A 25,548-nucleotide genomic window follows, 5' to 3' on the forward strand; every position below is an offset into this window, starting at 1 on the left:
AGCGGTCCGAGCCGCCACCCGCCCCGTGCGCCCCGCCACCGGGAGCCATCGGCGCGCCGGCCGCCGGCGGGGTCGAGGTCGACGGCGTGCCGGGCAGCCCTCCGGTGATCGAACGGGACGCCGTGCTCCCGCCCGGCGTGGTCGCGCCGGTCGCCGGACCGACCCCCGGCGTCGGCCCGCCCTTCACGGCCGGGCCGCCGGGAACGCCACCCGAGGCACCACCGGGCAACCCGCCCACGGGCGGGATCGAGGCACCACCGGGCGCCTTCACCCCACCCGGCGTGCCGGTCCCGGTCGCGCCGGGCACGTTCTTGACCGGTCCGACGGCCGGTCCCCCGGTGCCCTTCGTGCCGCCGGGGGAGGACGTGCCGGGCGCACCGGGCAGGCCGCTGATCGGCGACACGGACGGTCCACCGGGCGCCTTCACCCCACCCGGCGCGCCGGTCCCGGTCGCGCCGGGCAGGTTCTTGACCGGTCCGACGGCCGGTCCGCCGGCACCCTTCGTGCCGCCGGGGGAGGACGTGCCGGGCGCACCGGGCAGGCCGCTGATCGGCGACACGGACGGGCCGCCGGGGGTCTTCACGCCGCCGGGCGCGTTCGGCCCGGTCGCGCCGGGCAGGTTCTTGACCGGTCCCACGGCCGGTCCGCCGGCACCCTTCGTGCCACCGGAGCCGTTGGGCCCCGTGGCGCCGGGCAGGTCCTTCACCGGCCCCACGGCAGGCCCGCCGGGGGTCTTCACCCCGCCGGGCGCGTTCGGCCCGGTCGCGCCGGGCAGGTTCTTGACCGGCCCGACCGCCGGCCCGCCGGCACTCTTCGTCCCACCCGAGCCGTTGGGACCGCTCGCGCCCGGCACGTTCTTCACCGGCGTCACGGACGGCCCGCCCGCGCCCTTCGTGCCACCCGACCCGTTCGGACCGGACGCCCCCGGCACGTTCGTGACCGGCGTGACCGCCGGCCCACCGGGCCCCTTCGACCCGATCGGGCCGCTGCCCGGCGAACCCGGCAGCCGCTGCGCGCCCGAGTTCGGGTCGATCTTGGTGAACTGGTCGCGCGCGAACTGGTCGTTCTGCACGTGCGTCTGGACCGTGGCCTTGAGCCCCGACTGGACGTTGCCCATCGCGGACGACGCGTTGTTCGCCTGCTTCACGGAGGCGTCGTTCGAGCTGTTCAACGCGGGCACCGCGACGATCCCGATCGGACCGAGCGCGTTCGGCGCGAGCTTGAGGCCCTGCAAGCCGCTGGAGATCGCGGCCAGCCGGGACTGGAAGTCGCCCGCCCGCCGCTGGAGCGCGTCCATCGAGGACTCGTTCATGCCGAAGCCGCTGTTGCCGGTCGGCCCACCCGGCGACGACGGCGATCCGGGAGGGGGCGGTGACGACGGGTTGCCCGAGGGGTTGGGGTTCGGGTTCGGGTTGACGCCGCCGCCACCGCGTGCCATCGCTGGTTCTCCGGACTTCTTCGATCAGACCTGGACGGAACTGGTGGACGTCCCGCTCGACGCGGGCTGCGAGTACTGCGCCTGGAACGAGTCGTAGCTCGACTTGGCCGCCTTGCCCGCCGCCTTGGCGTCGCTCGCCGCCTGCTCGACCTTCGTGCCGGCCTGCTCGGCCCGGCGCGAGGCCTCCTCGGCGGCCTTGATGTCGGCCTCGCTGCCGGACGCGAACGCCTTGGCGTTGGCCTCGGCCGCCGCCGCGTTGGCCGCCGCGTAGTCGACGTTCGCCTGCTCGTAGGTGGCGTTCGCCGCCTTCGCCGCGTCGTTCTTGCTCGACAGCTCGGTCTCGGCGGACGCGCGCGCCGGGTCGCTCGACCCGGGGTTGTTGCGCTTGTACTCCTCGTACGCCGCCTTCGCCGCCTCGTCGGCGGGCTTGGCCGCGTTCAGCGCGTCGTTGCTGGCCTTGGCCGCGTCGGCGACGTCGCGGCTCTCCTTCGCGGCGGTCTCGGCCGCCCGCGCGGCCTCCGAGCGCAGCGACTCGGCCTCGCCCTTGGCCGACTCGTACTTCGCCATCGCGGCGTCGTAGCCTGCCTGGTCGCCGCGCGCGGCGGCGGCGTTGGCCTCGTCGATGGCCTTGCCGACCTTGTCGTTCGCGGCGGCGGCCTTCTCGGAGGCGGTGTTGAGGGCCTCGTTGGCGGCCTTGGCCTCCTCGGCCGCCTTGGTCTCCGCGTCCTTGGCCGCCTCGTACTTCTTGTTGGCCTCGTCGGCCTTGTCGTTGGCCGCGGTGACCTTGTCGTCCTGCACGTCCTTGGCCAGCGCCTTGTCGATCTCCCGGTCGACGCCCTTCTGCGCCTTCCACGACTCGTAGCCGACCTCGGCCACGTCGGCGATGTTCTCGAACCGGTGCCAGCCCTTGCCGACCTTCTCGGTGATGTCGTCCAGGTTCTTGATCCGGGACATCTGCCGGGCCAGCGCCGCGGTCAGCCGGGCGATCCGGGCCGCGATGTTCGTGCCGAGCGCGACGGCCTTGCCGACGGCGAAGCCGATGTAGGCGGCGATCGACGCGCCGAACGTGATGACCGCGGTCGCGGCGGCGATCAGCGCGCCGGCCAGCAGCGACCCGAGCAGCTGGGCGATCAGGTCGCGCACGATGTCGCGCAGCACCGACACCAGCACGCCGCAGATCGCGACGATCTTGGCCTTCTGCTCGACGGCGTTGGCCAGCGAGTCCAGCTCCTGGCCCATCGTCTCCATGTTCTTCTGGAACGCCTCGGACGACGCGCCGGTCCACCCGTCGAACGTGGCCAGCTCGCGCCGGTGGTCCTCGGCCAGCACGCGCAGCTCGGCGGCCTGCTTCTTGGTCGCCTCGACGTTGGCGTTGATCTCGTCCGGGTCGCCCATCAGCTGGTCGAGCGGTTCCTTGAGGAACGACACGTGCTCGATCAGCCAGCCGATGCCCGCGCCGAGGATCGTGCCGAACGGGTCGACCGCCAGCATGGCCATGGACGACGCCGTGCCGATCGCGGCGAACGTGATGTCCAGCGCCTTCTCGGTCTCGGTCTCCGCGTCCTTGCCGATCGAGGTGATCATCTCGTCCCAGGCCGAGATGAACAGGGAGCCCTTGAACTTGTTTTCCTCGGTGATCTCCATGCCGGGCGGCGAGGCGATCGGGGTCTCGGGGGCGGTCATCGGTCAGGGTCTCCTCGTCACCAGGGCTGGTTGTCGTCGTCCTCGTCGTCGGCCGGGCGCGAGGGGCGCGCCGGGCGCGACGGCGGCTGAGCCGCTGCCTGGGCCTGCCACCCCGGCTGGGCCGGTGCGGGCGCAGGCCGGGCCGGCTCGGGCTCGGGCGCCGCGTACTCGGGCTCGGCGTAGTCGCGCTCGTCGTCCTCGACGTCGTCGTCCGGGATCGCGTCGCTGACCATCCGCATGGCCTCGGTGCCCTCGCCGAGCGGCTCGAACGCGGCCATCACCCGCTGCGCGGCCTGCTTCTGCGCGGTCCGGGCCGTCTGCATGATCAGCGCGGTGAGGCGGGCGGAGCCGAGTTCGGTGGCCCGGTGCCCGAGCTGGATGTTCAGCAGGCCGCCGTTCGGGCCGACGGTGATCGTCACCGCGCCGTCCGGGCTGGACACCGTGGCCTGCGAGTTCTCGAAGTTCTCCTGGAGGTCGGCCGACTTCCGCTGGAGATCGGCCAGCTTTGCCTCGAAGTTGTCGAGCCACTGCTGGGGGTCCAAGTCAGCCTCCTAGGGGGGATATCGGTGCAGGCTGGAGTGCACCCGAGCACGCCAACGCGCCCCCAACGCCGCACCAACGGGCCAACGGTGCGGGCACCCGAACCCGGTCGGCCGCCGCGGTCCGCCCGGCCACCTCACCCGATCCGCCTATTGACGGTGAGTAACCACCTGCGACGCCCGGAAGTCGCCGGATCACTACGAGTGGCGGAGTCGCCCGAAGGCACCAACGATTAGGTCACGTGCGGACCGGTACGTGCGCGGGCGTCATTACTACGGGGTACGGTTCGCCACTCGGAAGCCCCGACGGCCCGCCGTCGGGATTTGTCTGCTCCTAGACGAGCAGGGAGGGAGACGAGCCGTGCGTCGTCGAATGCGTGGCCTCGCGGTGGCCGCGATCGCGCTGACCAGCGTTCTCACGATGGCCGCCTGTGCCAAGGACACCGGTGGGAACAACACCGGGTCCGGGTCCACGAACACCGCCGAGGGCTGCAAGCTGGCGGACAAGCCGCCGGCCGCCGCCGCGACGTCCAGCAACGCCGCGTCGGGCGACAAGGTCGACGGCAGCAGCCTCAAGGTGGGCCTGGCCTACGACATCGGCGGTCGCGGCGACGCGTCGTTCAACGACTCCGCCGCGGCGGGCCTGGACAAGGCCAAGGCGGACCTCGGCATCAAGGAGGTCAAGGAGCTGACCGCCGCGCCGAACGAGCCCGAGGACGCCAAGCAGACCCGGCTCCGCCAGCTCGCGGGCGAGGGCTTCAACCCGATCATCGGTGTCGGTTTCGCCTACGCCGAGTCCCTGAAGGTCGTCGCGCCGGAGTTCCCGAACGTCAAGTTCGCGCTCGTCGACGGCTCGGTCGAGGGCGCGACGAACGTCACGCCGCTGCTGTTCGCCGAGGAGCAGGGCTCCTTCCTGGCCGGCGTCATCGCCGCCTACAAGTCGAAGGCGTGCCACATCGGCTTCGTCGGCGGTGTGCAGATCCCGCTGATCCAGAAGTTCGAGGCCGGCTACCTGCAGGGCGCGAAGACCGCCGCGCCGGACATCAAGATCGAGAGCAAGTACCTGACCCCGGCGGGCGACTTCACCGGCTTCCAGGACCCGACCAAGGGCCAGGAGGCCGCGACCGGCCAGGTCGAGGCGGGCGCCGACGTGCTCTACCACGCGGCCGGCGCGTCCGGCAAGGGCGTGTTCTCGGCCGCCAAGTCGGGCAACGCGCTGGCCATCGGCGTCGACTCCGACCAGTACAACCAGAAGACGGTCGAGGAGTCCAAGGACGTCATCGTCTCCTCGATGCTCAAGCGCGTCGACGTGGCGGTATACGACTTCGTCCGCGCGGTCGCCAAGAACGACCTGGCGAGCCTGCCCAAGGTGTTCGACCTGTCCGTGGACGGCGTCGGCTACGCCACCTCCGGCGGCAAGATCGACGACAACCTGAAGGCGGTCCTCGAGGGCTACAAGGCCCAGATCATCGAGGGCAAGATCGACGTCAAGGCCACGCCGTAACCCCATCCGGCCTCCGGCGCACTGGGCCCTGCGAGCACCCTCGCGGGGCCCAGTGCGTGGTGAGCCCCGGCGCAGCCGGAGATCAGACGGAGCTTCCATGAGCACTACGACCCCTGCCGTCGTCCTGTCGGGCATCACCAAGCGCTTCCCGGGTGTCGTCGCCAACAGCGACGTCCACCTCAGCGTCCAGGTCGGCGAGGTCCACGCGCTGTGCGGTGAGAACGGCGCGGGCAAGTCCACCCTGATGAAGATCCTCTACGGGATGCAGCAACCCGACGAGGGCACCATCGAGGTGGCGGGCGAGCAGGTCCGGTTCCGCACCCCGGCCGACGCGATCAAGGCCGGCATCGGCATGGTCCACCAGCACTTCATGCTCGCCGACAACCTGACCGTGCAGGAGAACGTCGTGCTCGGCGCGGAGTCGCTGCACGGCATCGGCGGCCGGGCGCGCAAGCGCATCCAGGAGCTGGCCCGGGCCACCGGCCTGACCGTCGACCCCGGTGTGCTGGTCGAGCGCCTCGGCGTGGCCGACCGGCAGCGGGTCGAGATCCTCAAGGTGCTCTACCGGGGCGCGAAGGTGATCATCCTGGACGAGCCCACCGCGGTGCTCGTGCCGCAGGAGGTGGACGAGCTGTTCGCCACCCTGCGCGGCATGCAGCAGCAGGGCTTCACGTTCCTGTTCATCTCGCACAAGCTGGACGAGGTCCGCGCGATCGCGGACTCCGTCACGATCATCCGCCGCGGCACCACCGTCGGCACCGCCGACCCGAAGGCCGTCAGCTCCCGCCAGCTCGCCGAGATGATGGTCGGCAGCGAGCTGCCCAGCCCGGAGACCCGCGAGTCCACCGTCACCGACCGCGTGGTCCTCCGGGTCGAAGGACTGGGCCTGGTCGCCGCCGAGGGCACCCGGCCGGTGCTCGACGGCATCGACCTGGTCGTGCGCGCGGGCGAGATCGTCGGCATCGCGGGCGTCGAGGGCAACGGGCAGACCGAGCTGGTCGAGACGATCATGGGCATGCGCCGGGCCCACCACGGCCGCGTGCTGCTCGGCGACCGCGACCTGACCCGGCTCGGCACGCTGGCCCGGCGCGAGGCGGGCATCGGCTACATCCCCGAGGACCGGCACCGCCAGGGCCTGCTGCTGACGCAGCCGCTGTGGGCGAACCGCATCCTCGGCCACCAGACGCGCCGCCCGGTGTCGAAGGGCCAGTGGCTCGACCTGCCGGGCGCGAAGCAGGACACCCGGCGCATCGTCGAGGACTTCGACGTGCGCACCCCCGGCATCGACGTGGCCGCCGTCGCGCTGTCCGGCGGCAACCAGCAGAAGCTCGTGGTGGGCCGCGAGCTGTCCGGCGACCCCGTGCTGCTGATCGCGTCGCACCCGACGCGCGGCGTGGACGTCGGCGCGCAGGCGCTGATCTGGGACGAGATCCGCGACGCCCGCGCCCGCGGCCTGGCCGTGCTGCTGATCTCGGCGGACCTGGACGAGCTGATCGGCCTGTCCGACACCATCCGCGTGATGCTGCGCGGCAGGCTCGTGGCGGACGCCGACCCGGCCACGGTCACCCCGGAAGACCTCGGCAGCGCGATGACCGGCGCCACGAGCGCCGAGCACGCCCCGGCGTCGGAATCGGAAGGCGAGTGATGGGAACTCTGCGCGGCAAACTGCTGCCGCCCGTGCTGGCGATCCTGTTCTCTGCCCTGCTGTGCGGCATCGCGCTGGTGGTGTCCGGCGCGAACCCGCTTCGGGCGTTCGGGGTGATGCTGTCGCAGGTCGGCGAGGGCACCACCGCGGTCGACATCGTCAACAGCACCGGCACCTACTACATCGCGGCGCTGGCGGTGGCGATCGGGTTCCAGATGAACCTGTTCAACATCGGCGTCGAGGGCCAGTACCGGGTCGCGGCGGTCGTCGCGGCCGTGGTCGGCGGCTCGATCGCCCTGCCGCCCGGCCTGCACGCCCTGGTGATCATCCTGACCGCCGCCGTCGCCGGCGCGCTGTGGGCGGCGATCCCGGCGGTGCTCAAGGTGACGCGGGGCGTCAACGAGGTCATCTCCACGATCATGATGAACGGCCTGGCGCTCGGCCTGGCCGCGTACCTGATCGGCTCGGACGTGTTCGGCGAGCTGCGCGGCAACAACATCCGCACCCCGGAGATCCCGGAGAGCGGCTGGGTGCCCGGCATCCCCCTCGGCTCGTCCGGCACGGTGTTCGGCCTGGTGTTCCTGGCCGCGCTGCTGGGCATCGGCTACTGGGTGATGATGAACCGCACCCGGTTCGGCTTCGAGCTGCGCGCCTCCGGCGAGTCGGCCACGGCCGCCGCCGCGGGTGGCGTCAACGCCAAGAAGATGGTCCTGATCGCCATGCTGCTGTCCGGGGCGATCGCGGGCCTGGTCTCCATGCCGGAGATCCTGGGCCGCGACCACACCTACAACCTGAACTTCCCGGCCGGCATCGGCTTCTCCGGCATCGCGATCGCGCTGCTCGGGCGCAACCACCCCGGCGGCATCGCGTTCGGCGCGCTGCTGTGGGCGTTCCTGGACAAGTCGGGCCTCGCCCTGGACAACGTGGGCGTGCCCCGGGAGATCGTGACGATCATGCAGGGGGCGATCGTGCTGTCGGTCGTCGTCGCGTACGAGGTGGTCCGCCGGTTCGAGCTGGCCGCGCAGCAGCGGCAGGTCGGCCGGCAGCTCGGAACGGTGGATGCGGCATGAGCACTTCGTTGATGAACCCCTCCGAGGCGCCGGCCACCGTGCCGCCGCCCCGCAAGGCGCGCCGCATCCCCGGCTGGGCCGTCGGCGCGCTCGGCGTGGCCGGCGCGGTCGTGCTGCTGTCGACCACCTCGTACCTGACCGGGGTGCCGCAGCTGACGTCGACCGGCACCATCCAGACCGCCGTGCGGCTGGCGCTGCCGATCCTGCTGGCGGCCCTCGGCGGCCTGTGGGCCGAGCGCGCGGGCGTGGTGAACATCGGCCTCGAAGGCATGATGATCATGGGCACGTGGGGCGCGGCCTGGGCCGGCTACCAGTGGGGCCCGTGGGCGGCGCTGGTGTCGGCGGCCGTGTTCGGCGCGCTGGGCGGCCTCCTGCACGCCATCGCGACCGTGACGTTCGGCGTCAACCACATCGTCTCCGGCGTGGCGATCAACCTGCTCGGCGCGGGCGTGACCAAGTACCTGTCCACGCTGATCTTCTTCCCGATCTCGCACAACCCGCGCGAGTCGCCGGCCGTGCCGAAGTTCGACACCTACTCCGCCTCGGGCCTGTCGGACTGGCTGGGCGAGCTGGAGGCGCAGCAGCGCGTCGGCCTGTCCGACGTCGCCGGCATCCTGCGCGGCCTGGTCACCGGGGTGTCGCCCCTGACGATGCTCGCGGTCCTGCTCGTGATCGGCAGCTACCTGCTGCTGTGGCGGACCAGGTTCGGCCTGCGGCTGCGCTCGTGCGGCGAGAACCCGGTCGCCGCGGAGTCCCTGGGCGTCAACGTCTACCTCTACAAGTACGTCGCCGTGGTCGCGTCCGGCGCGCTGGCCGGCATCGGCGGCGCGGCGCTCGTGCTGAACCCCGGCCAGCCCGGTTACCTGGAGGGCCAGACCAACGGCCGCGGGTTCATCGGCCTCGCCGCGATGATCTTCGGCAACTGGCGGCCCGGCGGCCTGCTCGGCGGTGCGGCCCTGTTCGGCTACGCCGACGGGTTGCAGCTGCGGTCGGGCGGCAAGACGTTCCTGGCGCTGGTCTACGGTGCCGTGCTGCTGCTGGTCGTGATCGTGGTGTGGCAGCTGGCCCGCCGCCGGTGGTTCGCCGCCGCGTTCGGCGTCGTGGCCGCCGGCCTGCTGTACGCGGTGTACTACTCGGTGGACGAGGTGCCCAGCGAGCTGACCACCTACGCGCCGCACCTGGTGACGCTGGTCGTGCTCGCGGTCGCCTCGCAACGCCTGCGCATGCCCGCGGCCGACGGGGTGGTGTACCGCCGTGGTTGAGGTCGACTGGGAGCTGCTGCGGGCGCGTGCCGTCGAGGCCGCGCAGTCCGCCTACTGCCCGTACTCCGGGCTCCGGGTCGGCGCGGCGGCCGTCTGCGACGACGGCCGGGTCGTCGTCGGCTGCAACGTCGAGAACGCCGCCTACGGGGTGGGCCTGTGCGCCGAGTGCACGCTGGCCGGCCAGTTCACGCTGACCGGCGGCGGCAGGCTGGTCGCCCTGGCCTGCCGCAGCGGCGCGGGTGAGCTGCTGATGCCGTGCGGCCGGTGCCGCCAGGTGATCTACGAGCTGGGCGGCGCGGCCTGCCTCGTCGACACCCCGTCCGGCGTCCTGCCCATGAGCCGGGTGCTGCCCGACGCGTTCGGCCCGGAGGACCTGCCGTGACCCACACCGCCGTGGACGTCATCCGCGCCAAGCGCGACGGCGACCGCCTGACCGACGCCCAGATCGACTGGGTGGTCGACGCCTACACCCGCGGGGACGTGGCCGACGAGCAGATGTCGGCCCTGGCGATGGCCATCTACCTCAACGGCATGGACGCGTCCGAGACCGCCCGCTGGACCCGCGCCATGGTCGACTCCGGCGAGCGGCTGACCCTGGACGTGGGCCGGCCCACCGTGGACAAGCACTCCACCGGCGGCGTCGGCGACAAGATCACCCTGCCGCTGGCGCCCCTGGTGGCCGCCTGCGGCGCGGCCGTGCCGCAGCTCTCCGGCCGCGGCCTCGGGCACACCGGCGGCACGCTCGACAAGCTGGAGTCCATCCCCGGCTGGCGGGCGCAGCTGTCGGTGGACGAGGTGGTCTCCCAGCTGCGCTCGGTGGGCGCGGTGGTCTGCGCGGCGACGTCCGGCCTGGCGCCGGCCGACAAGAAGCTGTACGCGCTGCGGGACGTGACCGGGACCGTCGAGTCGATCCCGCTCATCGCGTCGTCGATCATGTCGAAGAAGATCGCCGAGGGCGCCGAGGCGCTGGTGCTGGACGTGAAGGTGGGCTCCGGGGCGTTCATGAAGTCGCCGGAGCGGGCCCGGGCGCTGGCGCAGGCCCTGGTCGCGATCGGCGTCGACCACGGTCTGCGGGTCAGCGCCCTGCTGACCGACATGTCCGTGCCGCTGGGCCGTGCCGTGGGCAACGCGGTGGAGGTGGCCGAGTCGGTCGAGGTGCTGCGCGGCGGCGGCCCGGCGGACGTCGTGGAGCTGACCGTCGCCCTGGCCGAGGAGATGCTGTCCCGGGCGGGCGTCACCGCGTCACCGCGTGAGGTGCTCGCTTCCGGCGCGGCCTACGAGACGTGGGCGAGGATGATCAGGGCCCAGGGCGGTGACCCGGACGCCCCGCTGCCGGAGGCCGCCCACAAGCACGTGGTCACCGCCGAGGAGGACGGCTACCTCACGGAGCTGGACGCCTACGCCGTGGGCGTGGCCGCGTGGCGGCTGGGCGCGGGCCGGGCCCGCAAGGAGGACCCGGTCCAGGCCGCCGCCGGCGTCCTGTGCCTGGCCAAACCGGGCGACGAGGTGACCAGGGGCCAACCGCTGCTGGAACTGCGCACCGACACCCCGGCCGCCATCCCCGCCGCCCTGGCCTCCCTGGCGGGCGGCTATGGGATCGGCGACACCCCGCCGCCACCTCGCCCCCTGCTCCTCGACACCCTCCGCGGCTGACCCGGCCGCACTGGGTGGTCGGTGCGGGCGGTGCAGACGCAATGCGATCGCATTACACTCGGGGCGGTGTTCCGCGAGGTCAAGGACAGCCAGTGGTCGGCCGACCACATCGCGCGGCACCGCGTGACGCTGGACGAGGTCAGGGAGGCGATCCTCGAACATCCGTACTGGCAGGCGGAGGGCAAGGGCGACACGCTGCTGATCTACGGCCGCACGTACGCGGGCCGGTACCTGCTCGTGGTCGCCGTCGACGACGGCGGCGCGGCGTTCATCGTGACCGCCCGGGACATGACAGCCGGTGAGAAGAAGACCTTCCAGAGGAAGGCGCGGTGATGACGATGGCAGAGCGGAACGAGCCACTTCCCAGGCCGGTCGACGAACTCGAGGAGCTGGCCGCCCACTACGACACCGGCGACACCTCGGCGGAGATGGAGCACGGCGAGTGGGTCGACCCACGTCCGATGCGAACCACGTCGCTGCGGCTGCCCGGTGAGGTCGTCGACGCGCTGAAGGCGCTGGCGGCCACGCGGGGCATCCGCTACACCGCCCTGGTCCGGGAGATCATCGAGAACGCCGTCAACGGCGTGCCGCTCGTGGAGTTCCGGGAGTTCGCCCGGATCAACGAGCGGCTGGCGCGCATCGAGGCCGCGGTCGTGGAGCAGGCGGACGAGCCCGTCCCGCCGCGCCCGACCGGGAGGAGCACCCGGACACGGGTTCCGGTGGCGCTGCACGGCCGGACGAGGAAGCCCCGGAGCGCGAAGGCGGTCCTCGGCTCCCGCCGTCGGGTGGCCGGCAAGGGCTGAGGTCCGGACCTGCGACAAGAGGCCCGGTCCGCGAGTGCGCGGACCGGGCCTCCTGCTCACGTCACCCGACGATCAAGCGCCCTCGGCGGCCAGGTCGTCGTCGTCCAGGTTCCGGTTGTCGCCGGGCTTGGGCCCGTTCTTCCGGGTGCGGCGCTGCGGCCGGGGCAGGGCGGTCGGCGGCGGGGGCGGGGTGGGCGAGCCGCCGCCGAGGATCAGCTCGGCGAACGTGGCCATCGCCTCGTCCAGCTGGCCGCCGATGCGCAGCTCGGACTCCTGGTTGCTCCGGCGCACGAGGCCCGCCAGCGAGTCGGCGTCCGGCCGCGAGGCCAGCGTGCCCTCGACCTTGGCGATGCCCTGCTCCACCACGCCGGACAGCTCGCCCAGCCGCGAGGCGAAGTCGTCCTCCACCGAGTCGAGCCGGGTGGCCATGGTGTCCAGCCGCGACGTGACCTGCTCCAACCGCTGCGCGAGCGCCTCCAGCCGGTCGGTCGAGTCGACCTGGTCGCGGGTCTCGTCCAGCGCCGCGTGCAGCGCCTCGCGGGCCTCGTCCAGCTTGCCCGTCAACGTGCTGCGCGTGTCGGCCAACGTCGCCGCCAGCGACTCGCGGTGCTCGTTGAGCGACGAGTGCAGCCCGTCGCGGGTGCTGTTGAGGTTGTCGCGGGTCTCGTCCAGCCTGCCGTGCAGGTTGTTGGCCGTGTCCGTGACGGAGCGCTGCAACGCCTCGCGCGTGCCGTCGAGGTGCTCGTGCACGCCCTCGTCGACCTCGTCGAGCCGACCGCGCAGCGCCGCCTCCAGCGCCTCGATGCGCTCCCGCAGCGGCCCGGTCACCGCGCCCGGCACCTGGTCGACCTTGCCGTCCTGCTTGTCCAGGTGGCCGTCGAGGTCGTCCAGCCGCTTGTGGATGTGGGCGAGCTTGTCCTCCAACCCGTCCATCCGCCCGGCGACGCCCTCGAACCGGCCCGCCACCCCGTCGAGCCGACCGTCGAGCTGCGCGAACGGCTTGGCGAGCTTGTCGACCAGGCCCTCCACGGCCCGACCGATGCCCTGCACCGCGTTGTCCTGCGCCTCCAACCTGGCGAGCGCCTCGTCCAGCCGCTCGGCCAGCACGCTGACCTCGGTGCGGTCGGGCAGCTCGGACAGGCGCTTGCGAACGGAACCCAGCGATTCGAGCGGGGACATCCGCGCGTGGATCTCGTCCAGTGCGTCGAAGATCTGCTGCTGTTCGCTCTCACGGATCTCCGCGGCGCGCGTGAGCATGTTGCGCATCCGATCGAAGGACATCGTGGAGTTGTTGTTCTCGTTCACGGCTCGGGTGCCTTCGTCCAGGGGAGGGGAGACCTCCGGGAGCCTAACCAGGTTGGGGCGGCGGGCAGTAGCGCCCCCCGACGGGGACCGCCTGGATCGACCTTGCGTGTACTCCGTTGGAGTGACGATCGCCGACCCTACCTCAACGTAACCGGCAGCGTGCCCGTGACTGCTCCCGGTGAACATCCGCCGTGCGAGTGACTAAAGTCCAGGTGGCGGTAGCGGAAAGTTCTGCATCACGACTGCACAACGGCTGCACTGCGGCGAATGCCGCGTCCGGGCGAGTGGTTCTCGCCACAGGCGGTGACGACGGGGCGATCCCACCGAACCATGATCATCGCTCGTCGGACCGACACGGTGGGTCACCGGTATACGGTGGCGCGCATGTCGACCCCGCTTACCCCGGAGAACCTTCGCCGCGCGCCGAAGGTCCTCCTGCACGACCACCTCGACGGCGGCCTCCGACCGCAGACCGTGATCGAACTCGCCGAAGCGTGCGGCCACCAGGGGCTGCCCACCACCGACCCGGTGGCCCTGGCCGAGTGGTTCCGCGACAACGCCAACTCCGGCTCGCTGGTCCGCTACCTGGAGGGCTTCGCGCACACGTGCGGCGTCATGCAGGACGAGGCCGCGCTGGTGCGGGTCGCGTCCGAAGCCGTGCAGGACCTCGCCGACGACGGCGTGGTGTACGCGGAGATCCGCTACGCGCCCGAGCTGTTCACCGACAAGGGCCTGACGCTGGAGCAGGCCGTGGAGGCGGTGCAGGAGGGCTTCCGCCAGGGCGAGGCCGCGACCGGCGGCCGCATCAGGGTCGGCACGCTGCTGTGCGCGATGCGCCAGAACGACGGCTGGCAGCGCATCGCCGACCTCGTCGTCCGCTACCGGGACGCGGGCGTGGTCGGCTTCGACATCGCGGGCCCCGAGATCGGGTTCCCGCCGAGCCGCGAGCTGTCGGCGTTCGAGTACCTGCGGCAGCAGAACGCGCACTTCACCATCCACGCCGCCGAGGCCGCGGGCGCGGAGTCGGCGTGGGAGGCCGTGCAGCTCGCCGGCGCGGAGCGGCTGGGCCACGGCGTGCGGCTGACCGAGGACATCGACGGCGACGAGGTCGGCCGGCTGGCCGCGTACGTGCGGGACCGGCGCATCGCGCTGGAGATGTGCCCGACGTCGAACGTGCACACCGGCGCGGTGGCGTCGCTGGCCGAGCACCCGATCAAGCGGATGGCCGACCTGGGCTTCCGGGTCACCGTGAACACCGACAACCGGCTGATGAGCATGGTGTCGCTGAGCGGCGAGTTCGCCACCGTGGTGGAGAACTTCGGCTTCGGCTGGGACGACCTGCGCAAGTTCACCGTCAACGCCGCGAAGGGCGCGTTCCTCTCGCACGAGGAGCGCCGCGCCCTGATCCAGGACGTGATCGAGCCGGCGTACGCCGCGTTCCAGGAGTGACGGGCCGCCGGGGGTGACGGGCCTTCGGCAGTGACGGAAGAGGGGCGGGGACCCGGTGGTCCCCGCCCCTTCGCCGACTAGTGGACCCTCAACCGGTCCTCGAACGCCGCCACGAGCGTCCGCCACGCCACCTGCTCGTCGTCGAACGGCGCGCTGGGCGCGAGCCGCGTCGGGTCCGGCTTGAGCACGTAGGACACCAGCCACCCCAGCCGCTCGGACTGGTTCAGCGCCACCTTGACGGTGTCGTCGCCCGCCCACTCGCCCGCGTCCTCCAGCAGCTCGACCACGAGGTCCAGCTGCGTCGGGTCGATGGCGTCCGGGCCGTCGACGATGTCCTCGTCCAGGCCGGTGAGCACGTAGACGTTGTCCGGGTCGACCTCGACGTCGAGGTCGCCGCCGGTCGCCTTGGTGACCAGCTCGCCCCAGGTCGAGACCTCGGCCAGGTCGTTGTCGTCGGCCTCCACGATGAACCGGGCCAACGCGCGCGGCGACGTGAAGACGTCGATGCGGCCCTTGCGGCCGAGGAACACCGGGTGGTCGTCGAGGTAGCAGCGCAGCGTGTAGTACTCGCCCGCACCGCTGATGATCTTGATGGGGTCGATGCCGACCTCGCCCCAGAAGTTGACGGGCTCCTCGCCGTCCTCTTCCTCCACGTCGACCACGGCCGCCGCGGCGGCGGTGGCCTCCTCGAACTCGGCCAGCTCGTCCTGCGCGACCTTGAGCGCGGTCTCGTCGACCTCCGGCGTGGTCACGACCTCGTCGATCGCGTCCAGCACCTCGTCCCACTTCTCCGCGACGACCTGGGAGATCTCGGTCCACAGCGCCTGGCCCTCGCGGCCGGTGAACGGCAGCGTGCCCTGCGGCAGCAGCGCGAAGCCCTCCGCCGAGTCGAGGATCTCGTGGACCTTCTCCAGCTCGCACACGTCCGCCAGCGACCGCACGATGGAGATCACGTCGGCCAGCTCGCCGATGACCCACGTGTCGGGCTCCTCGGCGACCAGCTCCGGCACGCCGACCAGGTCGAACTGGTGGTTGTCGTCCGGCGACAGCTCACCGACCGACAGCGCGGGCACCACGTGCCACGCCGGGTGGTCGGTCAGGTCGTGCTCTTCGGTCGTGCGCACGAACGCCGCCAGGTGCGCGGCATCGGGGAACGCGTACAGGTCCTCCTCGTGGCCGAGGAAGGCTTCCCACTCCTCGCCCTCTTCCCGCCAGCGCGGGGCCCACAGGGTGACCACATCACCCTGGGTGAGCCCCAGCTCGATCGGGACGATGTCCTGTGCCATCCGACCTCCCGGTCACGCCATGCCCCTTTGCGATGCGGGGGCAAGAGTACGGGGTCGATCAGCCGCTACTGCCGTTGACCACGGAAAGGGTCGGCGAAGTAGTCGTCGTCGTCCGCCTCCTCCGGCAGCGGGCGGGGCGCGGGTCGGCCCCTGACCCGTCCGGCCCACGGCGGCGCGGCGGGTCGTGGCGGCTCCGCCCGCGGTCGTGACGGCGGCGTGACCTGCGGTGGGGTGGTGGTGGCGACGGGTGGCGCGGCGCGCGGCGGCGGCGGGCCCGCGAACGCCTCCACGGCCATGGCGAGGCCGTCGCCCAACGACTTGGCCAGCTCGTTGTAGCTCTTCTGCACGGCCGCGTCCGCCGCGAGCCGGGCCGTCTCCACCACCAGCCTGCCGACGGCCTCCGGTCCCCGCGCCAACGCGTTCGGGTGCAGGTCGAGCGCGGTCAGCTCGCCCGCGGCGGTCGCGGTGGCGCGGGCCAGCCCGGTCGGGTGCTCGGCGCTGCCGGTGGTGCGGGCGAGGACTTCGGTCAGACCTTCGGCCGCCGCGAGCCGTTCCTCCCGCGTCACCGCGGCCCCCTCGGGTACGTGCCGTCGAAGGTGTCCGGGTCGTCGTCCGGACCCGGTGGGAAGCCGATCTCGGCCAGCGCCCGCGCCGTCGCCGGGTCGGTCACCCGCGCGACCGCCCGGTGAGCGCGCGAGGCGGCGTCCCGGGAGGCCCGCGCGGACACGCGCAGGATCTCGTCCGCCAACGCCCTGGGCCCCATCGACAGCGCCGAGGTGGACACGCGCACCTCCCGCGGCGGTCCGCCGGGCGCGGTGACGACGGTGACCGCGCCGTCCGGCGACGACGCCCGGCCGAGCACCGGTCCGGTGCAGGCGACGTGCTCGGCGACCTGCCGCCCGGTGTCGGCGACCCGTCGGGCCGCGCGCTGCGTCTCGTCCACGTCCTCAGCCCGTCGGTCGGTAGAAACCCAGGAAGCCCATGCCGCTGTTGCCGGTGCGGATGGGGTTGACCTGCACCGGGTCGCCTGCCTCGACCATCTGCCCGTTGCCGATGACCATGGCGACGTGCCCGTCCCAGACGACGAGGTCGCCGGGCAGCAGTTGGCCCGGCGGCACGGACGCGCCCATGGCCTGCGACGACGCCGGGCGCGGGAGGTCGAACCCGGCGCCGGCGTAGGCCCACTGGGTCAGGCCGCTGCAGTCGGTGCCCTGGGGCGGGTTCGCACCACCCCACACGTAGGGAGTGCCCAGCGCGGACAGCGCGTTGCGCACGGCGCGCGCGGCGGTCTCGTTGGGCGCTTCGGCGGAGCTGCCGTCGGGCAGGTTCACACCGACGCCGGTGCCGGGCTGCGGCGGGATGGCCACCGGCAGGCGCGGCCCGGTGGCGCCGCCTCCGCCGCCACCCCCACCACTGCCGCCTCCTCCGCTACCGCCTCCACCGCCGCCACTGCCACTGCCTCCGCCGCTGCCGCCGTTGCCGTTGCCCGACGAGGAGGAAGACCCGCCGACGTCACCCGCCGACGAGGTCGACGTCGTGCCGCCGCCCTCCGCGCCCAGCGGGTCGCCGATCCCGGTGAAGTCCGCGCGCGGCAGGCCCCGCAACCGCGCCACGACCGCCGTCAGCTCGTCGCGGACCCGGTCCAGCTCCCGGCCGGTCCTGCCCTCGTACTCGCGGGCCTTCGCGGTCACCTCCGCCGCCACCGCGAGCACCGCGCCGATCCCGCCGAACACCCCGGCCGCCACCGCCGCCGCCAACCGCGGCGTCGCCCAGCCGGTGAACTCGTCGATCAGGCCCTGGATCGCGATCCTGCCCGAGTTCACGGCGGTCACCGCCGTCGCGGCGGCCTCCTGCACGGCCGCGGCGTTGCGCGCCAGCGTGCCCACGCCACCGGAGAACGCGGCGACGCGGGTCTGGAACGCGGTCGCCTTCTCGCCGTACCACTCGCTCAACGCGGTGTTCGCCGCGCTCGTGTGCCTGCCGTCCAGCTCCGCCAGCGCCGAGGAGGCCCGCCCGAAGGCGTCCGCCGCGCCCGTCGCGGCACCGGTGTCGCCGTCGAGCTCGGCCAGGTGGTCCTTCATCGGCCGGACCAGGGCCGCCAGGAAGCCGCCGACGTCCACGTCAGACCTGCGCCGCCCGGCCGAGGTCGGCGCTCGTGCGCGCCTCCTGCTCCTGGTAAGCCGCGCCCGTCCGCCGGACCGCCTCGCCGAACGCCGACAACGCGGCCGCGGCGGCGGCCACACCGTCCACTTGGGCCTGTGCCGCGCGCTGGAACTCCGCGCCGAGGCCGACCTCGTCGCCGAGCGCGCCGAAGCTGCCCGCGGCCAACGACGTGGTGCCCGCCAACGTCGACGTGCCGACCTCGCCGACCTCGCCCGCCAGACCCGCCGCCGTGCCGCCGTACGCCGACAGCGCCGCGGTGTCGACCCCGAAACCCCGTTCCACCCTCGTCCCCCTCTGGTGCACGTGCGGTGGCGATCCTGCCCCATCGACCGGGTGGTTGTGCGGCGTTCGGCCAGATCCTGCCCCGATGAGCGGTACCGGCGGCGAGGACCGCACCTGATCATGTGCCTGTGGGAGTTTTGCGCCATTGGGAACGGATCGTGGCGTGGCTGGACGACCACGCCCCCTTGACCGCGTCGGCGTTCGTTCCCCCCGAGGACGGCGCGGCGGTGGAGGAGTTGGCGGTCGCCGGCGGCTTCGAGCCGCCCGCCGACCTGCGCGCGTGGTGGGCCGTGTGCGGCGGGACCGCCGACCTGGCGTTCGCCGAGGTGCTCCCGCCGTTCTACACCCCGCTCGGGCCGTCGAACGCGTTGCGGTCGTGGCGGTTGAAGCAGCGGTTCTGGCCCGCGGAACTCGACACCGAGGCCGGCACGCCGACCGCGGGGTTCCACCCGCTGTGGCTGCCGATCGCGTTCGACGGGTGCGGTGACGCGCTGGCGCTGGACCTGCGGCCGGGCGTGCTGTCGGGGTGCGTGGTCGAGTGGGACCGCGAGGCGGGCGAGATGCTGAAGCCGGAGTGGACGAGCCTCGACGAGATGCTGGACCAGGTGGCGACGGCCCTGGAGCACCGCGGCCGGGTCGGCCACTGCGAGCCGCTGGTGACCACCGACGGCCGCCTGGGCTGGTTCACGAACTAGTGAACCGCTCGTCGTGGGCGTTGAACTCGGGGGTCGCGAACGCAGGACTCTCGGGACCCGGGCGTTCGACTCTCGCGGGGGTGACACTCGCGGGTGAACTTCGGGGGGTATGGCGCGCCGAAGTGCCGCCGGTGACTTTGGCTGCTGGGAGGGTCGACCTCCACGGGAGCCGGACATGCAGATCAGCCGCATCGGCGCCGCCGCCGCGACGGTCGCCGTCGCCGTGCTCGCCCTCGGGTGGGCGCCCGCCCCGCAGCCCCGGCCCGCGGCGTCGGTGAACCCGGTCCGGCCGGTCGCGCCGGACGACGTGGTGGCCGACCCGAGCCACGGGTTCCTCGTGCTGGTCGAGGGGGACGCGGGGCTGTACGAGAACGAGACCGAGGGGCCCGTGGGCGTCGGCGGCGACGTCCGGTTCCGCGCCTACAACGCGGGCCCGAACAACCCGGGCACCTACACGCTGCCCGGCGACACCCGGCCGACCAGCCTCGTGGTCGGCGGTCGCGTCGACTTCGCGGGCAGCGGCACGGGCACGCTCAGGGTGCTGAACCAGTCCTACGCCAAGGTCGGCGACCTGAGCGGGTCGACCGTCGTGCCGTCGGGCGGGGTGACGTTCGTGGTGCCCGCGGGCGGCGGTCCTGACACCCGGCCCGCCGTGGCCGTCCAGACCTCGCAGCCCGCCGCGTCGGTCGGCGGCCCGAGCGGGTTCGACTTCCCGGCGCTGTTCGCGCTCTACCGCCGGATCAACGCCGACCTGTCCGCGTGCGCGTCGACCGCGCGGCTGCTCGACCAGAACGCGCAGTCGCCGTGGAACGGCACCGACCCCGTCGCCACCATCGGCCTCCAGCCGGGCCAGAACGTGCTGACCCTGACCGCGGCGCAGCTCGAGGCGCTCGACAGCGTCAACCCGGTCGCCAACGCCCTGCAACCCGGCGACCGGGCGTGGCTGGTGGTCGACGTCGACGTCGCCGGCGACTACACGTGGTCCGTGCCGAACGTGAGCTGGCAGGGCAACGGCCCCTCGCGGCACGTGCTGTGGAACTTCACCACCTCGGGCACCATCACGCTGCCGCCGGGCTCGAACACCGTGTGGGGCACCGTCTACGCGCCCAACGCCACCCTGGTCGACTCCGGCGACGCCAACATCGAGGGCGCGGTCGTGGTGAAGTCGCTCGTGCACGGCGGCGCGACGAGCGGCAGCGGGGGCGAGATCCACTACGCGCCCTTCGCCGACAGCCTGACCACCTGCGACACCCCGCCGACCACGACCACGACCGCCGACACCACGACCACCACGACGACGAACGCGACGCACCCGACCACCACCACGCCGACGAACCGGCCGACGACCACCGCACCGGTCACCACGATCCCCGTCACCCTCCCGACCACGCATCCCATCGGGATCACCACCCACCCCGCGGATCTCTGGCCGGGCGGCCTCTGGCCGAGTGGTGTCCGGCCGGGCGGCCTCTGGCCGAGCGGTCTCCAGCCGGGCGGTCTCCGGCCGAGCGGTCTCCGGCCGAGGGGTGACGGGTTGGCCGCCACCGGCGCGCCGCTGCGGGGCGCGCTGGTCCTCGGCGGGGTCCTGCTGCTGTCCGGCGTGGCCGCCCTCGCCGGCGCCAGGCCGCGCAACCGCCGCGGCCCCACCGACCGGCGATCTCCGGTAGACTGAGTAGTCGCAGCTCAGAGCACTCGCGGGAGGTGGCATGGCGGACGTCCACGACGTGGCCGCGGCCCTGCTCGACGCCACCGGGCCCGAGTCGCCGATGAAGTTGCAGAAGCTGCTCTACTACGCCCAGGCCTGGTACCTGGCCGAGCACGGCGAGCCGCTGTTCGACGCCCGGATCGAGGCGTGGCGGCGAGGTCCCGTGGTGCCCGAGGTCTACCAGCGCCACCAGGGCCGCTCCGAGGTCTGTTCCTGGGAGGAGGGCGACCCGCGCCGGCTGGCCGGGCGGGAGCGCGCGGTCGTGGCGTCGGTGGTCGAGCGGTACGGGCACTTCAGCAGGCACGAGCTGAGCGACATGGCGCACGACGAGGAGCCGTGGCGGGCCGCGCGGGGCGACCTGCCCGAGTCGGAGCCGAGCAGCGCGCCCCTCTCGCACGAGGTCATGGCCCGCTACTTCCGCCGCATGCTCAGCGGCGGCGAGGAGGCGGTCGCCGAGGCCGTGGGCAGCGCCCGGCTGGAGGGCCTGGCCGTCCCGGACGACGTGGTGGCCACCATGCGCGCCGTCGCGGCCGGCGAGCTGACCGTCGACGAGGCGATCGCCCGGGAGATCGAGGCGCTGCGCCGGTAGTGGACCGCGACCCCTACCTGGACCCGGTGTCCGGGGTGCTGCGCAACAAGCTGGGCCTGACCGACCCGATCGAGTGCGACTTCGCCGAGACGCGGCTGAGCACGATGCGCGTCGAGCAGTTGGCGCTCACCCCCCTGCCCGGCCTGTACGACCTGGCCCACCTGCGTGCCTTCCACCGCCGCATCTTCGGCGACTTCTACCCGTGGGCGGGCGAGCTGCGGCGGGTCAACATCGCCAAGTCGACCCTGTTCGCGGCCTGGCAGCAGGTCGAGCCCTACGCCACCGGCGTGTTCGACGGGCTGAAGAAGGAGCGCTACCTGCGCGACCTGGACCGCGAGGCGTTCCTCGACCGGTTCACGCACTACTTCGCCGAGGTCAACGCCGTGCACCCGTTCCGCGAGGGCAACGGCCGCGCGCAGCGGGCGTTCTTCCGCCAGCTGGCGCGGGAGGCGGGCTGGCGGGTCGCCGTGCACACGCTGGACCGCGTCGCGTTCATCGGCGCGTGCGAGCAGAGCCTGACCCGGTCGGGCGAACCGCTGCGCGACCTGTTCGACACCGTCTTGAGCCCGGCCTGACCGGGTACCCGTGGCCATGACCAGCTATGAGCACCGGGCGCCCGTCGAGATGTCCGCGCGGGAGTTGTTCGAGTTCCTGGCGCGCCCCGGGAGCCTGCCCCAGCACCTGCCCGGCCTGGCCGACTCGACCCCGCGCGTCGACCGGGAGGGCCGACGCGTGTCGTGGGAGGAGAACCGCTACCGGGGTGTGCTGACGGTGGTGGACGACGGCGCGGGGCGCAGCGAGGTGGTGCTCGCCGTGGAGACCGACGAGCCGGGTGACGTGCAGCGGGAGCTGGAGGAGGCGGTCGCGGCCGTGGCGCACCGGGCCACCTCCGAGGCCGACGTGGACGCCGCCCGCAACCAGGACACCTGGTACTGATGTGACGCACGTCACTTCCCGCTGAGAACCTTTTCCGCGACCGGGCCGTCTTGCCGGGTGTGAACGAGGAGCAGCTGGTCCGCGCGGTGGCCCGCGGCGACCGCGCGGCCTTCGAGGAGCTCTACCGCCGCACGTCGCCGTGGCTGGCCGTGCGGCTGCGCCGCCGCTGCGCCGACGAGCAGGTCGTCGCCGAGGTGATGCAGGAGACGTACCTGGCCGTGTGGCGGGCGGCCGGGTCGTTCGCGGGCGCGGCGGTCGACGGCACGGCCGTCGGCTGGCTGTGGACGATCGCCGCCCGGCGGCTCGTGGACGCGTTCCGCGGACGGGCGCGCCAGGCGGGGCCGCTGCCCGCGGCCGCGGCCGCGCCCGCCGCCGAGGACGAGGCGCTGGCCGGCGCGTTCGGCGACGACGTCGGCGGCGCGCTGCGCGACCTCGCGCCGGAGCTGCGGCAGGTGTTGCAGGCCATGGTGCTCGACGGGCTGACCGTGCGCGAGACCGCGGTCCTGCTCGGCGTGCCCGAGGGCACCGTCAAGACCCGCGCCCGGCGGGCCCGGATCGCGATGCGGGAGGCACTGTCATGAGCGGGCACCCGAGCGCGGGGGCGATCGCCCGGTACGCGGCGGGCGGCGAGCTGCCCGCCGACCTGCTGTGGGCCGTCGAAGCGCACCTGGAGACGTGCGAGACGTGCCGGCTGCGGCTGGCCGACGCGGCGCCGCCGCCGGTCACCGCGTTGACGACGGCCGTGTGGGCGCGACTCGACCCGGTCGGCACGCCGGTCCGCCGCCGACCCCGCCTCCCGCGGTGGGTCACGCCGTCACCGCTGCCGTGGCTCGGCATGACGGCGTTCGTCGTGCTGGCGGCCGTGGCGGCCGACGGGCTGCTGTCCCGCGGCGCGATGTCGTCGGCGGTGCTGCTGGTCGCGCCGATCGTGCCCGTCCTGGGGGTCGCCGCCGCCTGGTCGCGCGGGATGGACCCGGCGCGCGAGCTGGTGGCCTCCACCGCCCGCGCCGGCCTGCAACTCGTCCTGCGCCGCACGCTCGCGGTGCTCGTCGTCGTGCTGCCGGGCCTGCTGCTCGGCGGGCGGTTGACCGGCGCGTCGCCCGCGTACTGGCTGCTGCCGTGCCTGGGGGTCACGGCGGCGACCCTCGCGCTGGGCGGCCTGATCGGGGTCCGCCGGGCCGCCGTCGCCACCACCGCCTCCTGGGCGGTGCTGGTGATCGGCCCGGCGGTGGTCGTCGGCGGGGTGCCCGGTGTGCTCGCACCGGGCGCCGCGCCGGTCTGGGCGGCGGTGCTCGTCGGGGGCACCGCCGCCGTGGTCTTCAGGTCCGCGGCCTACGCGCGGCCGTGACGGGGGGAGGACGGGTGGCACGTGCGGTGAGCGCGGCGGAGGTCGCGCCGACGGGGTACGCCTGGCAGGTCGAGGCGAAGGACCTGCGCGTGCGCGCGGGCCGGACGGTGGCGGTCGACGGGGTGGACCTGCGGCTCGGCCGCGGCGTGCACGGCCTGCTCGGGCCGAACGGCGCGGGCAAGACCACGCTGATCCGGTCGCTGGCGACCGTGCTGCGGCCCGCGTCGGGGACGTTGGAGGTGCTCGGCTCGCCGGTGTCCGGCCGGCTGGACCTGCGCCGCGTGCGGCGGTCGCTGGGCTACCTGCCGCAGGACTTCGGCTACTACAAGCGGTTCACGGTCCGCGAGTTCGTCGAGTACGTGGCGTGGCTCAAGGAGATGCCCGCGCGGGACGTGCCCGGCGCGGTGCAGCGGGCCGTGGAACGGGTCGGGCTCGCCGACCGGGCCGACTCCCGGATGAAGTCCCTGTCCGGCGGCATGGTGCGGCGGGCCGGCATCGCGCAGGCGATCGTGAACGACCCCGAGGTGCTGCTGCTGGACGAGCCGACCGCCGGGCTCGACCCCGGTCAGCGGGTCCGGTTCCGGGAACTGGTGCAGGAGCTGGGCGTCGACTCGTGCGTCGTCATCTCCACGCACCTGGTCGAGGACGTCGCGGCGGCGTGCGCCGACGTGGTCCTGTTCGACCGGGGCCGGCTGGTCTTCCAGGGCACGCCCGACGAGCTGGCCGCCGCGGGCGGTCCGGACGACGTCGGCGACAGCCCGCTGGAACGCGGCTACTCGGCCCTGCTCGGTGGGGCGGGTGCCTGGTGAGGGTCTTCCGGATCGAGCTGAGGCGCAGCACCGCCCTGGTCCTCGGCGCGCTGACCGCGCTGGTCCTGCTGGGGCTGCTGGTGTGGGGGCCGTCGACGAAGAACAGCACCGCGTGGACGCGGCAGTGGACGACGATGGCCGAGTGGACCCGGTTCATGCTGGTGCTCGCCTGGCCGCTGGTGCTGGGCGGCGGCGCGGTGCAGGGACTGCGGGACCGGCGGTCGGGGGTGGCGGAGCTGTTCGGCTCCACGCCGAGGCCGCGGGCGCACCGGGTGGGCCGGACGTTCGGCGCGGTGGCGGCGGCCCTGGTCGCCGGGTACGCCGTGGTACTGGCGGTGGGTGCGGTGCAGGTGGCCTCGTCCACGGACTACACCCACCTCGGCTGGCTGCCGGTCGCGCTGGTCGGCGCGGTGGCGCTGGTCGCGGCGGCCGGCCTCGGCATGGGGCTGGGCGCGCTCGTGCCGTCGCCGCTGACGCCACCGCTGCTGGCGGTCGCCGGGTTCGCGGTGATGACGGTGGGGTTGGAGCCGGAGGCGCGCTGGGCGCTGCTGCTGCCACCGCTGCCGATGCCGGTGAGCGCCTACGCGTCGGTGCCGTGGTCGGTGAACGCGGTGCAGCTGGTGTGGTTCGCGGGGGTGGCGGCGACGGGGTTCGCGCTGGCCGCGCTGCGGCGGCGGTGGCCGGCGCTGCTCCCGGCGCTGGTGGCCGGCGCGGTCGCGGTGCCGCTGCTGCCGGCGTCGGCCGTGACGCGGGACGAGGCCGCGGCGGAGCTGGTGTGCGCCGAGCGGCTGTGCCTGACCCGGGCGCACGAGCACGAGCGGGCGACCCTGGCCGGGCCCGCCCGGGAGGCGTTGCGGCTGCTGGCGAAGCTGCCGGCACCGCCGACCTCGGTGCGGGAGGTGGCCGCGGCCGTGCGGGGCAACCCGGAGCGCGGCCCGGAGCCCACGGACGCCGTTTGGGTGAACCTGGACGACTTCACCTACTTCCGCCGGGAGCCGCCGACGGCCGAGCAGCTGACGGCGTACCTCGTCGCCGGCGCGGGCACGCGGACCTGCTACGCCGACCGCATCCCGCGCGAGGTGGGCCGGGAGGTGGCCGCGCGGACGGTGATGACGGCCTTCCTGACCGGCCGCGTCGAACCGCTGCCGTCGTTCCGGCTGTGGTTGGGCGAGGAGATCGACGCCCTGACCGACCGGGCCTGGCAGCACCTGCGCGCGCTGCCGGAGGCGGAGCAGGCCGCGCGCGTCCAGTCGGCCCGCGAGGTGCAGGCCGCGTGCGCCGGCGACGCCCTGACCACGCTCACCGGAGGCACCACGTGACCCCGTGCTGCGCAGAGGTCCCCGCCAGGGGACCCCTGATTCCACTTTACCGGCGGGGTACGACA

26 protein-coding genes and 1 pseudogene are annotated in these 25,548 nt (G+C 73.5%); 18 read left to right on the top strand and 9 right to left on the bottom strand.

From position 1 onward, the window contains the following. From ACIGNX_RS09100 to ACIGNX_RS09110, 3 genes and pseudogenes are all read right to left on the bottom strand, one after another. A pseudogene (locus ACIGNX_RS09100) lies at window positions 1-1,438 on the bottom strand (hypothetical protein); the annotation flags it as partial. Window positions 1,439-1,462: 24 nt separating this feature from the next. Next, a complete protein-coding gene (locus ACIGNX_RS09105; RefSeq protein WP_396537912.1) occupies window positions 1,463-3,121 on the bottom strand; it encodes a hypothetical protein in 1,659 nt (552 codons plus the stop codon). A gap of 17 nt (window positions 3,122-3,138) precedes the next feature. After that, on the bottom strand, window positions 3,139-3,663 hold the full coding sequence (locus ACIGNX_RS09110) for a YbaB/EbfC family nucleoid-associated protein (protein WP_396537914.1): 525 nt from the start codon (window positions 3,661-3,663) through the stop codon (window positions 3,139-3,141). Window positions 3,664-4,033: 370 nt separating this feature from the next. Here ACIGNX_RS09110 and ACIGNX_RS09115 point away from each other — a divergent pair, with 370 nt between their 5' ends. From ACIGNX_RS09115 to ACIGNX_RS09150, 8 genes are all read left to right on the top strand, one after another. Next, the gene (locus ACIGNX_RS09115; RefSeq protein ID WP_396537916.1) at window positions 4,034-5,164 is read left to right on the top strand and encodes a BMP family protein; all 1,131 of its coding nucleotides are present in this window, start codon (window positions 4,034-4,036) and stop codon (window positions 5,162-5,164) included. A gap of 97 nt (window positions 5,165-5,261) precedes the next feature. Beyond that, entirely contained in the window at window positions 5,262-6,809 is a 1,548-nt protein-coding gene (locus ACIGNX_RS09120; RefSeq protein ID WP_396537918.1) for an ABC transporter ATP-binding protein, read from the top strand. Then, a complete protein-coding gene (locus ACIGNX_RS09125; RefSeq protein WP_396537920.1) occupies window positions 6,809-7,879 on the top strand; it encodes an ABC transporter permease in 1,071 nt (356 codons plus the stop codon). The genes ACIGNX_RS09120 and ACIGNX_RS09125 overlap by 1 nt, the downstream gene beginning before the upstream one ends. Beyond that, a complete protein-coding gene (locus tag ACIGNX_RS09130) occupies window positions 7,876-9,141 on the top strand; it encodes an ABC transporter permease (protein WP_396537922.1) in 1,266 nt (421 codons plus the stop codon). Before ACIGNX_RS09125 ends, ACIGNX_RS09130 begins: the two co-directional genes overlap by 4 nt. Beyond that, complete coding sequence (locus ACIGNX_RS09135; RefSeq protein WP_396537924.1) at window positions 9,134-9,523, top strand: cytidine deaminase; 390 nt, start codon at window positions 9,134-9,136, stop codon at window positions 9,521-9,523. Before ACIGNX_RS09130 ends, ACIGNX_RS09135 begins: the two co-directional genes overlap by 8 nt. Further along, window positions 9,520-10,794: a thymidine phosphorylase gene (locus ACIGNX_RS09140; protein ID WP_396537926.1), complete on the top strand. Its 1,275-nt coding sequence runs from the start codon at window positions 9,520-9,522 to the stop codon at window positions 10,792-10,794. Before ACIGNX_RS09135 ends, ACIGNX_RS09140 begins: the two co-directional genes overlap by 4 nt. Window positions 10,795-10,860: 66 nt before the next feature. Beyond that, window positions 10,861-11,127, top strand: a complete 267-nt coding sequence (locus tag ACIGNX_RS09145; RefSeq protein WP_396537928.1) for a hypothetical protein — start codon at window positions 10,861-10,863, stop codon at window positions 11,125-11,127. A 5-nt stretch (window positions 11,128-11,132) separates the two neighbouring features. Next, window positions 11,133-11,597, top strand: coding sequence for a hypothetical protein (locus ACIGNX_RS09150; protein WP_396537930.1), 465 nt, complete (start codon window positions 11,133-11,135; stop codon window positions 11,595-11,597). Between the two features lie 72 nt (window positions 11,598-11,669). Here the strand turns inward: ACIGNX_RS09150 and ACIGNX_RS09155 are convergent, their stop codons facing one another. Beyond that, window positions 11,670-12,878, bottom strand: coding sequence for a hypothetical protein (locus ACIGNX_RS09155; protein ID WP_396537932.1), 1,209 nt, complete (start codon window positions 12,876-12,878; stop codon window positions 11,670-11,672). Between the two features lie 408 nt (window positions 12,879-13,286). On the opposite strand from ACIGNX_RS09155, the gene ACIGNX_RS09160 reads away from it, so the two are divergent. Next, entirely contained in the window at window positions 13,287-14,351 is a 1,065-nt protein-coding gene (locus ACIGNX_RS09160) for an adenosine deaminase (RefSeq protein ID WP_396537934.1), read from the top strand. A gap of 77 nt (window positions 14,352-14,428) precedes the next feature. Here the strand turns inward: ACIGNX_RS09160 and ACIGNX_RS09165 are convergent, their stop codons facing one another. The 5 genes from ACIGNX_RS09165 to ACIGNX_RS09185 all read right to left on the bottom strand — a co-directional run bounded on the left by ACIGNX_RS09165 (window position 14,429) and on the right by ACIGNX_RS09185 (window position 18,082). Beyond that, window positions 14,429-15,637, bottom strand: coding sequence for a primosomal protein (locus tag ACIGNX_RS09165; protein WP_396537936.1), 1,209 nt, complete (start codon window positions 15,635-15,637; stop codon window positions 14,429-14,431). 65 nt (window positions 15,638-15,702) lie between these two features. Further along, window positions 15,703-16,203: a YbaB/EbfC family nucleoid-associated protein gene (locus tag ACIGNX_RS09170; RefSeq protein ID WP_396537938.1), complete on the bottom strand. Its 501-nt coding sequence runs from the start codon at window positions 16,201-16,203 to the stop codon at window positions 15,703-15,705. After that, window positions 16,200-16,580, bottom strand: coding sequence for a hypothetical protein (locus ACIGNX_RS09175; RefSeq protein WP_396537939.1), 381 nt, complete (start codon window positions 16,578-16,580; stop codon window positions 16,200-16,202). The genes ACIGNX_RS09170 and ACIGNX_RS09175 overlap by 4 nt, the downstream gene beginning before the upstream one ends. A 4-nt stretch (window positions 16,581-16,584) precedes the next feature. Continuing rightward, complete coding sequence (locus ACIGNX_RS09180) at window positions 16,585-17,757, bottom strand: C40 family peptidase (protein WP_396537941.1); 1,173 nt, start codon at window positions 17,755-17,757, stop codon at window positions 16,585-16,587. Window position 17,758: 1 nt separating this feature from the next. Beyond that, window positions 17,759-18,082 carry a hypothetical protein gene (locus tag ACIGNX_RS09185; RefSeq protein ID WP_396537943.1) on the bottom strand — a complete coding sequence of 108 codons (324 nt, stop codon included), beginning with the start codon at window positions 18,080-18,082 and terminating at the stop codon, window positions 17,759-17,761. Window positions 18,083-18,240: 158 nt separating this feature from the next. On the opposite strand from ACIGNX_RS09185, the gene ACIGNX_RS09190 reads away from it, so the two are divergent. From ACIGNX_RS09190 to ACIGNX_RS09230, 9 genes are all read left to right on the top strand, one after another. Then, window positions 18,241-18,777 (top strand): SMI1/KNR4 family protein, encoded by a 537-nt coding sequence (locus ACIGNX_RS09190; protein ID WP_396537945.1) that lies wholly within the window; start codon window positions 18,241-18,243, stop codon window positions 18,775-18,777. A gap of 175 nt (window positions 18,778-18,952) precedes the next feature. After that, a complete protein-coding gene (locus ACIGNX_RS09195; protein ID WP_396537947.1) occupies window positions 18,953-20,449 on the top strand; it encodes a collagen-binding domain-containing protein in 1,497 nt (498 codons plus the stop codon). 34 nt (window positions 20,450-20,483) lie between these two features. Then, the gene (locus ACIGNX_RS09200; RefSeq protein WP_396537949.1) at window positions 20,484-21,071 is read left to right on the top strand and encodes a type II toxin-antitoxin system antitoxin SocA domain-containing protein; all 588 of its coding nucleotides are present in this window, start codon (window positions 20,484-20,486) and stop codon (window positions 21,069-21,071) included. Then, window positions 21,071-21,646: a Fic/DOC family protein gene (locus ACIGNX_RS09205; RefSeq protein WP_396537951.1), complete on the top strand. Its 576-nt coding sequence runs from the start codon at window positions 21,071-21,073 to the stop codon at window positions 21,644-21,646. Before ACIGNX_RS09200 ends, ACIGNX_RS09205 begins: the two co-directional genes overlap by 1 nt. Before the next feature lie 16 nt (window positions 21,647-21,662). Then, window positions 21,663-22,007 (top strand): SRPBCC family protein, encoded by a 345-nt coding sequence (locus ACIGNX_RS09210; protein ID WP_396537953.1) that lies wholly within the window; start codon window positions 21,663-21,665, stop codon window positions 22,005-22,007. A gap of 59 nt (window positions 22,008-22,066) precedes the next feature. Then, a complete protein-coding gene (locus ACIGNX_RS09215; protein WP_396537955.1) occupies window positions 22,067-22,588 on the top strand; it encodes an RNA polymerase sigma factor in 522 nt (173 codons plus the stop codon). Continuing rightward, complete coding sequence (locus ACIGNX_RS09220) at window positions 22,585-23,355, top strand: zf-HC2 domain-containing protein (protein WP_396537957.1); 771 nt, start codon at window positions 22,585-22,587, stop codon at window positions 23,353-23,355. Before ACIGNX_RS09215 ends, ACIGNX_RS09220 begins: the two co-directional genes overlap by 4 nt. Window positions 23,356-23,369: 14 nt before the next feature. Then, a complete protein-coding gene (locus tag ACIGNX_RS09225) occupies window positions 23,370-24,164 on the top strand; it encodes an ABC transporter ATP-binding protein (RefSeq protein ID WP_396537959.1) in 795 nt (264 codons plus the stop codon). After that, window positions 24,161-25,483 carry a hypothetical protein gene (locus ACIGNX_RS09230; protein WP_396537961.1) on the top strand — a complete coding sequence of 441 codons (1,323 nt, stop codon included), beginning with the start codon at window positions 24,161-24,163 and terminating at the stop codon, window positions 25,481-25,483. Before ACIGNX_RS09225 ends, ACIGNX_RS09230 begins: the two co-directional genes overlap by 4 nt. The last annotated feature ends 65 nt before the right edge of the window (window positions 25,484-25,548 follow it).

The sequence above is a fragment of the Actinosynnema sp. NPDC053489 genome, from assembly GCF_044544865.1.
Classification (GTDB): Bacteria; Actinomycetota; Actinomycetes; order Mycobacteriales; family Pseudonocardiaceae; genus Actinosynnema.

Excerpts from the sequence above, each read along its gene's own strand:
- ACIGNX_RS09155 (WP_396537932.1), bottom strand. The coding sequence starts at position 12,878 with ATGTCCTTCGATCGGATGCGCAACATGCTCACGCGCGCCGCGGAGATC.
- ACIGNX_RS09120 (WP_396537918.1), top strand. The coding sequence starts at position 5,262 with ATGAGCACTACGACCCCTGCCGTCGTCCTGTCGGGCATCACCAAGCGC.
- ACIGNX_RS09125 (WP_396537920.1), top strand. The coding sequence starts at position 6,809 with ATGGGAACTCTGCGCGGCAAACTGCTGCCGCCCGTGCTGGCGATCCTG.
- ACIGNX_RS09105 (WP_396537912.1), bottom strand. The coding sequence starts at position 3,121 with ATGACCGCCCCCGAGACCCCGATCGCCTCGCCGCCCGGCATGGAGATC.
- ACIGNX_RS09200 (WP_396537949.1), top strand. The coding sequence starts at position 20,484 with ATGGCGGACGTCCACGACGTGGCCGCGGCCCTGCTCGACGCCACCGGG.
- ACIGNX_RS09115 (WP_396537916.1), top strand. The coding sequence starts at position 4,034 with ATGCGTGGCCTCGCGGTGGCCGCGATCGCGCTGACCAGCGTTCTCACG.
- ACIGNX_RS09130 (WP_396537922.1), top strand. The coding sequence starts at position 7,876 with ATGAGCACTTCGTTGATGAACCCCTCCGAGGCGCCGGCCACCGTGCCG.
- ACIGNX_RS09165 (WP_396537936.1), bottom strand. The coding sequence starts at position 15,637 with ATGGCACAGGACATCGTCCCGATCGAGCTGGGGCTCACCCAGGGTGAT.
- ACIGNX_RS09160 (WP_396537934.1), top strand. The coding sequence starts at position 13,287 with ATGTCGACCCCGCTTACCCCGGAGAACCTTCGCCGCGCGCCGAAGGTC.
- ACIGNX_RS09220 (WP_396537957.1), top strand. The coding sequence starts at position 22,585 with ATGAGCGGGCACCCGAGCGCGGGGGCGATCGCCCGGTACGCGGCGGGC.
- ACIGNX_RS09195 (WP_396537947.1), top strand. The coding sequence starts at position 18,953 with ATGCAGATCAGCCGCATCGGCGCCGCCGCCGCGACGGTCGCCGTCGCC.
- ACIGNX_RS09150 (WP_396537930.1), top strand. The coding sequence starts at position 11,133 with ATGGCAGAGCGGAACGAGCCACTTCCCAGGCCGGTCGACGAACTCGAG.
- ACIGNX_RS09210 (WP_396537953.1), top strand. The coding sequence starts at position 21,663 with ATGACCAGCTATGAGCACCGGGCGCCCGTCGAGATGTCCGCGCGGGAG.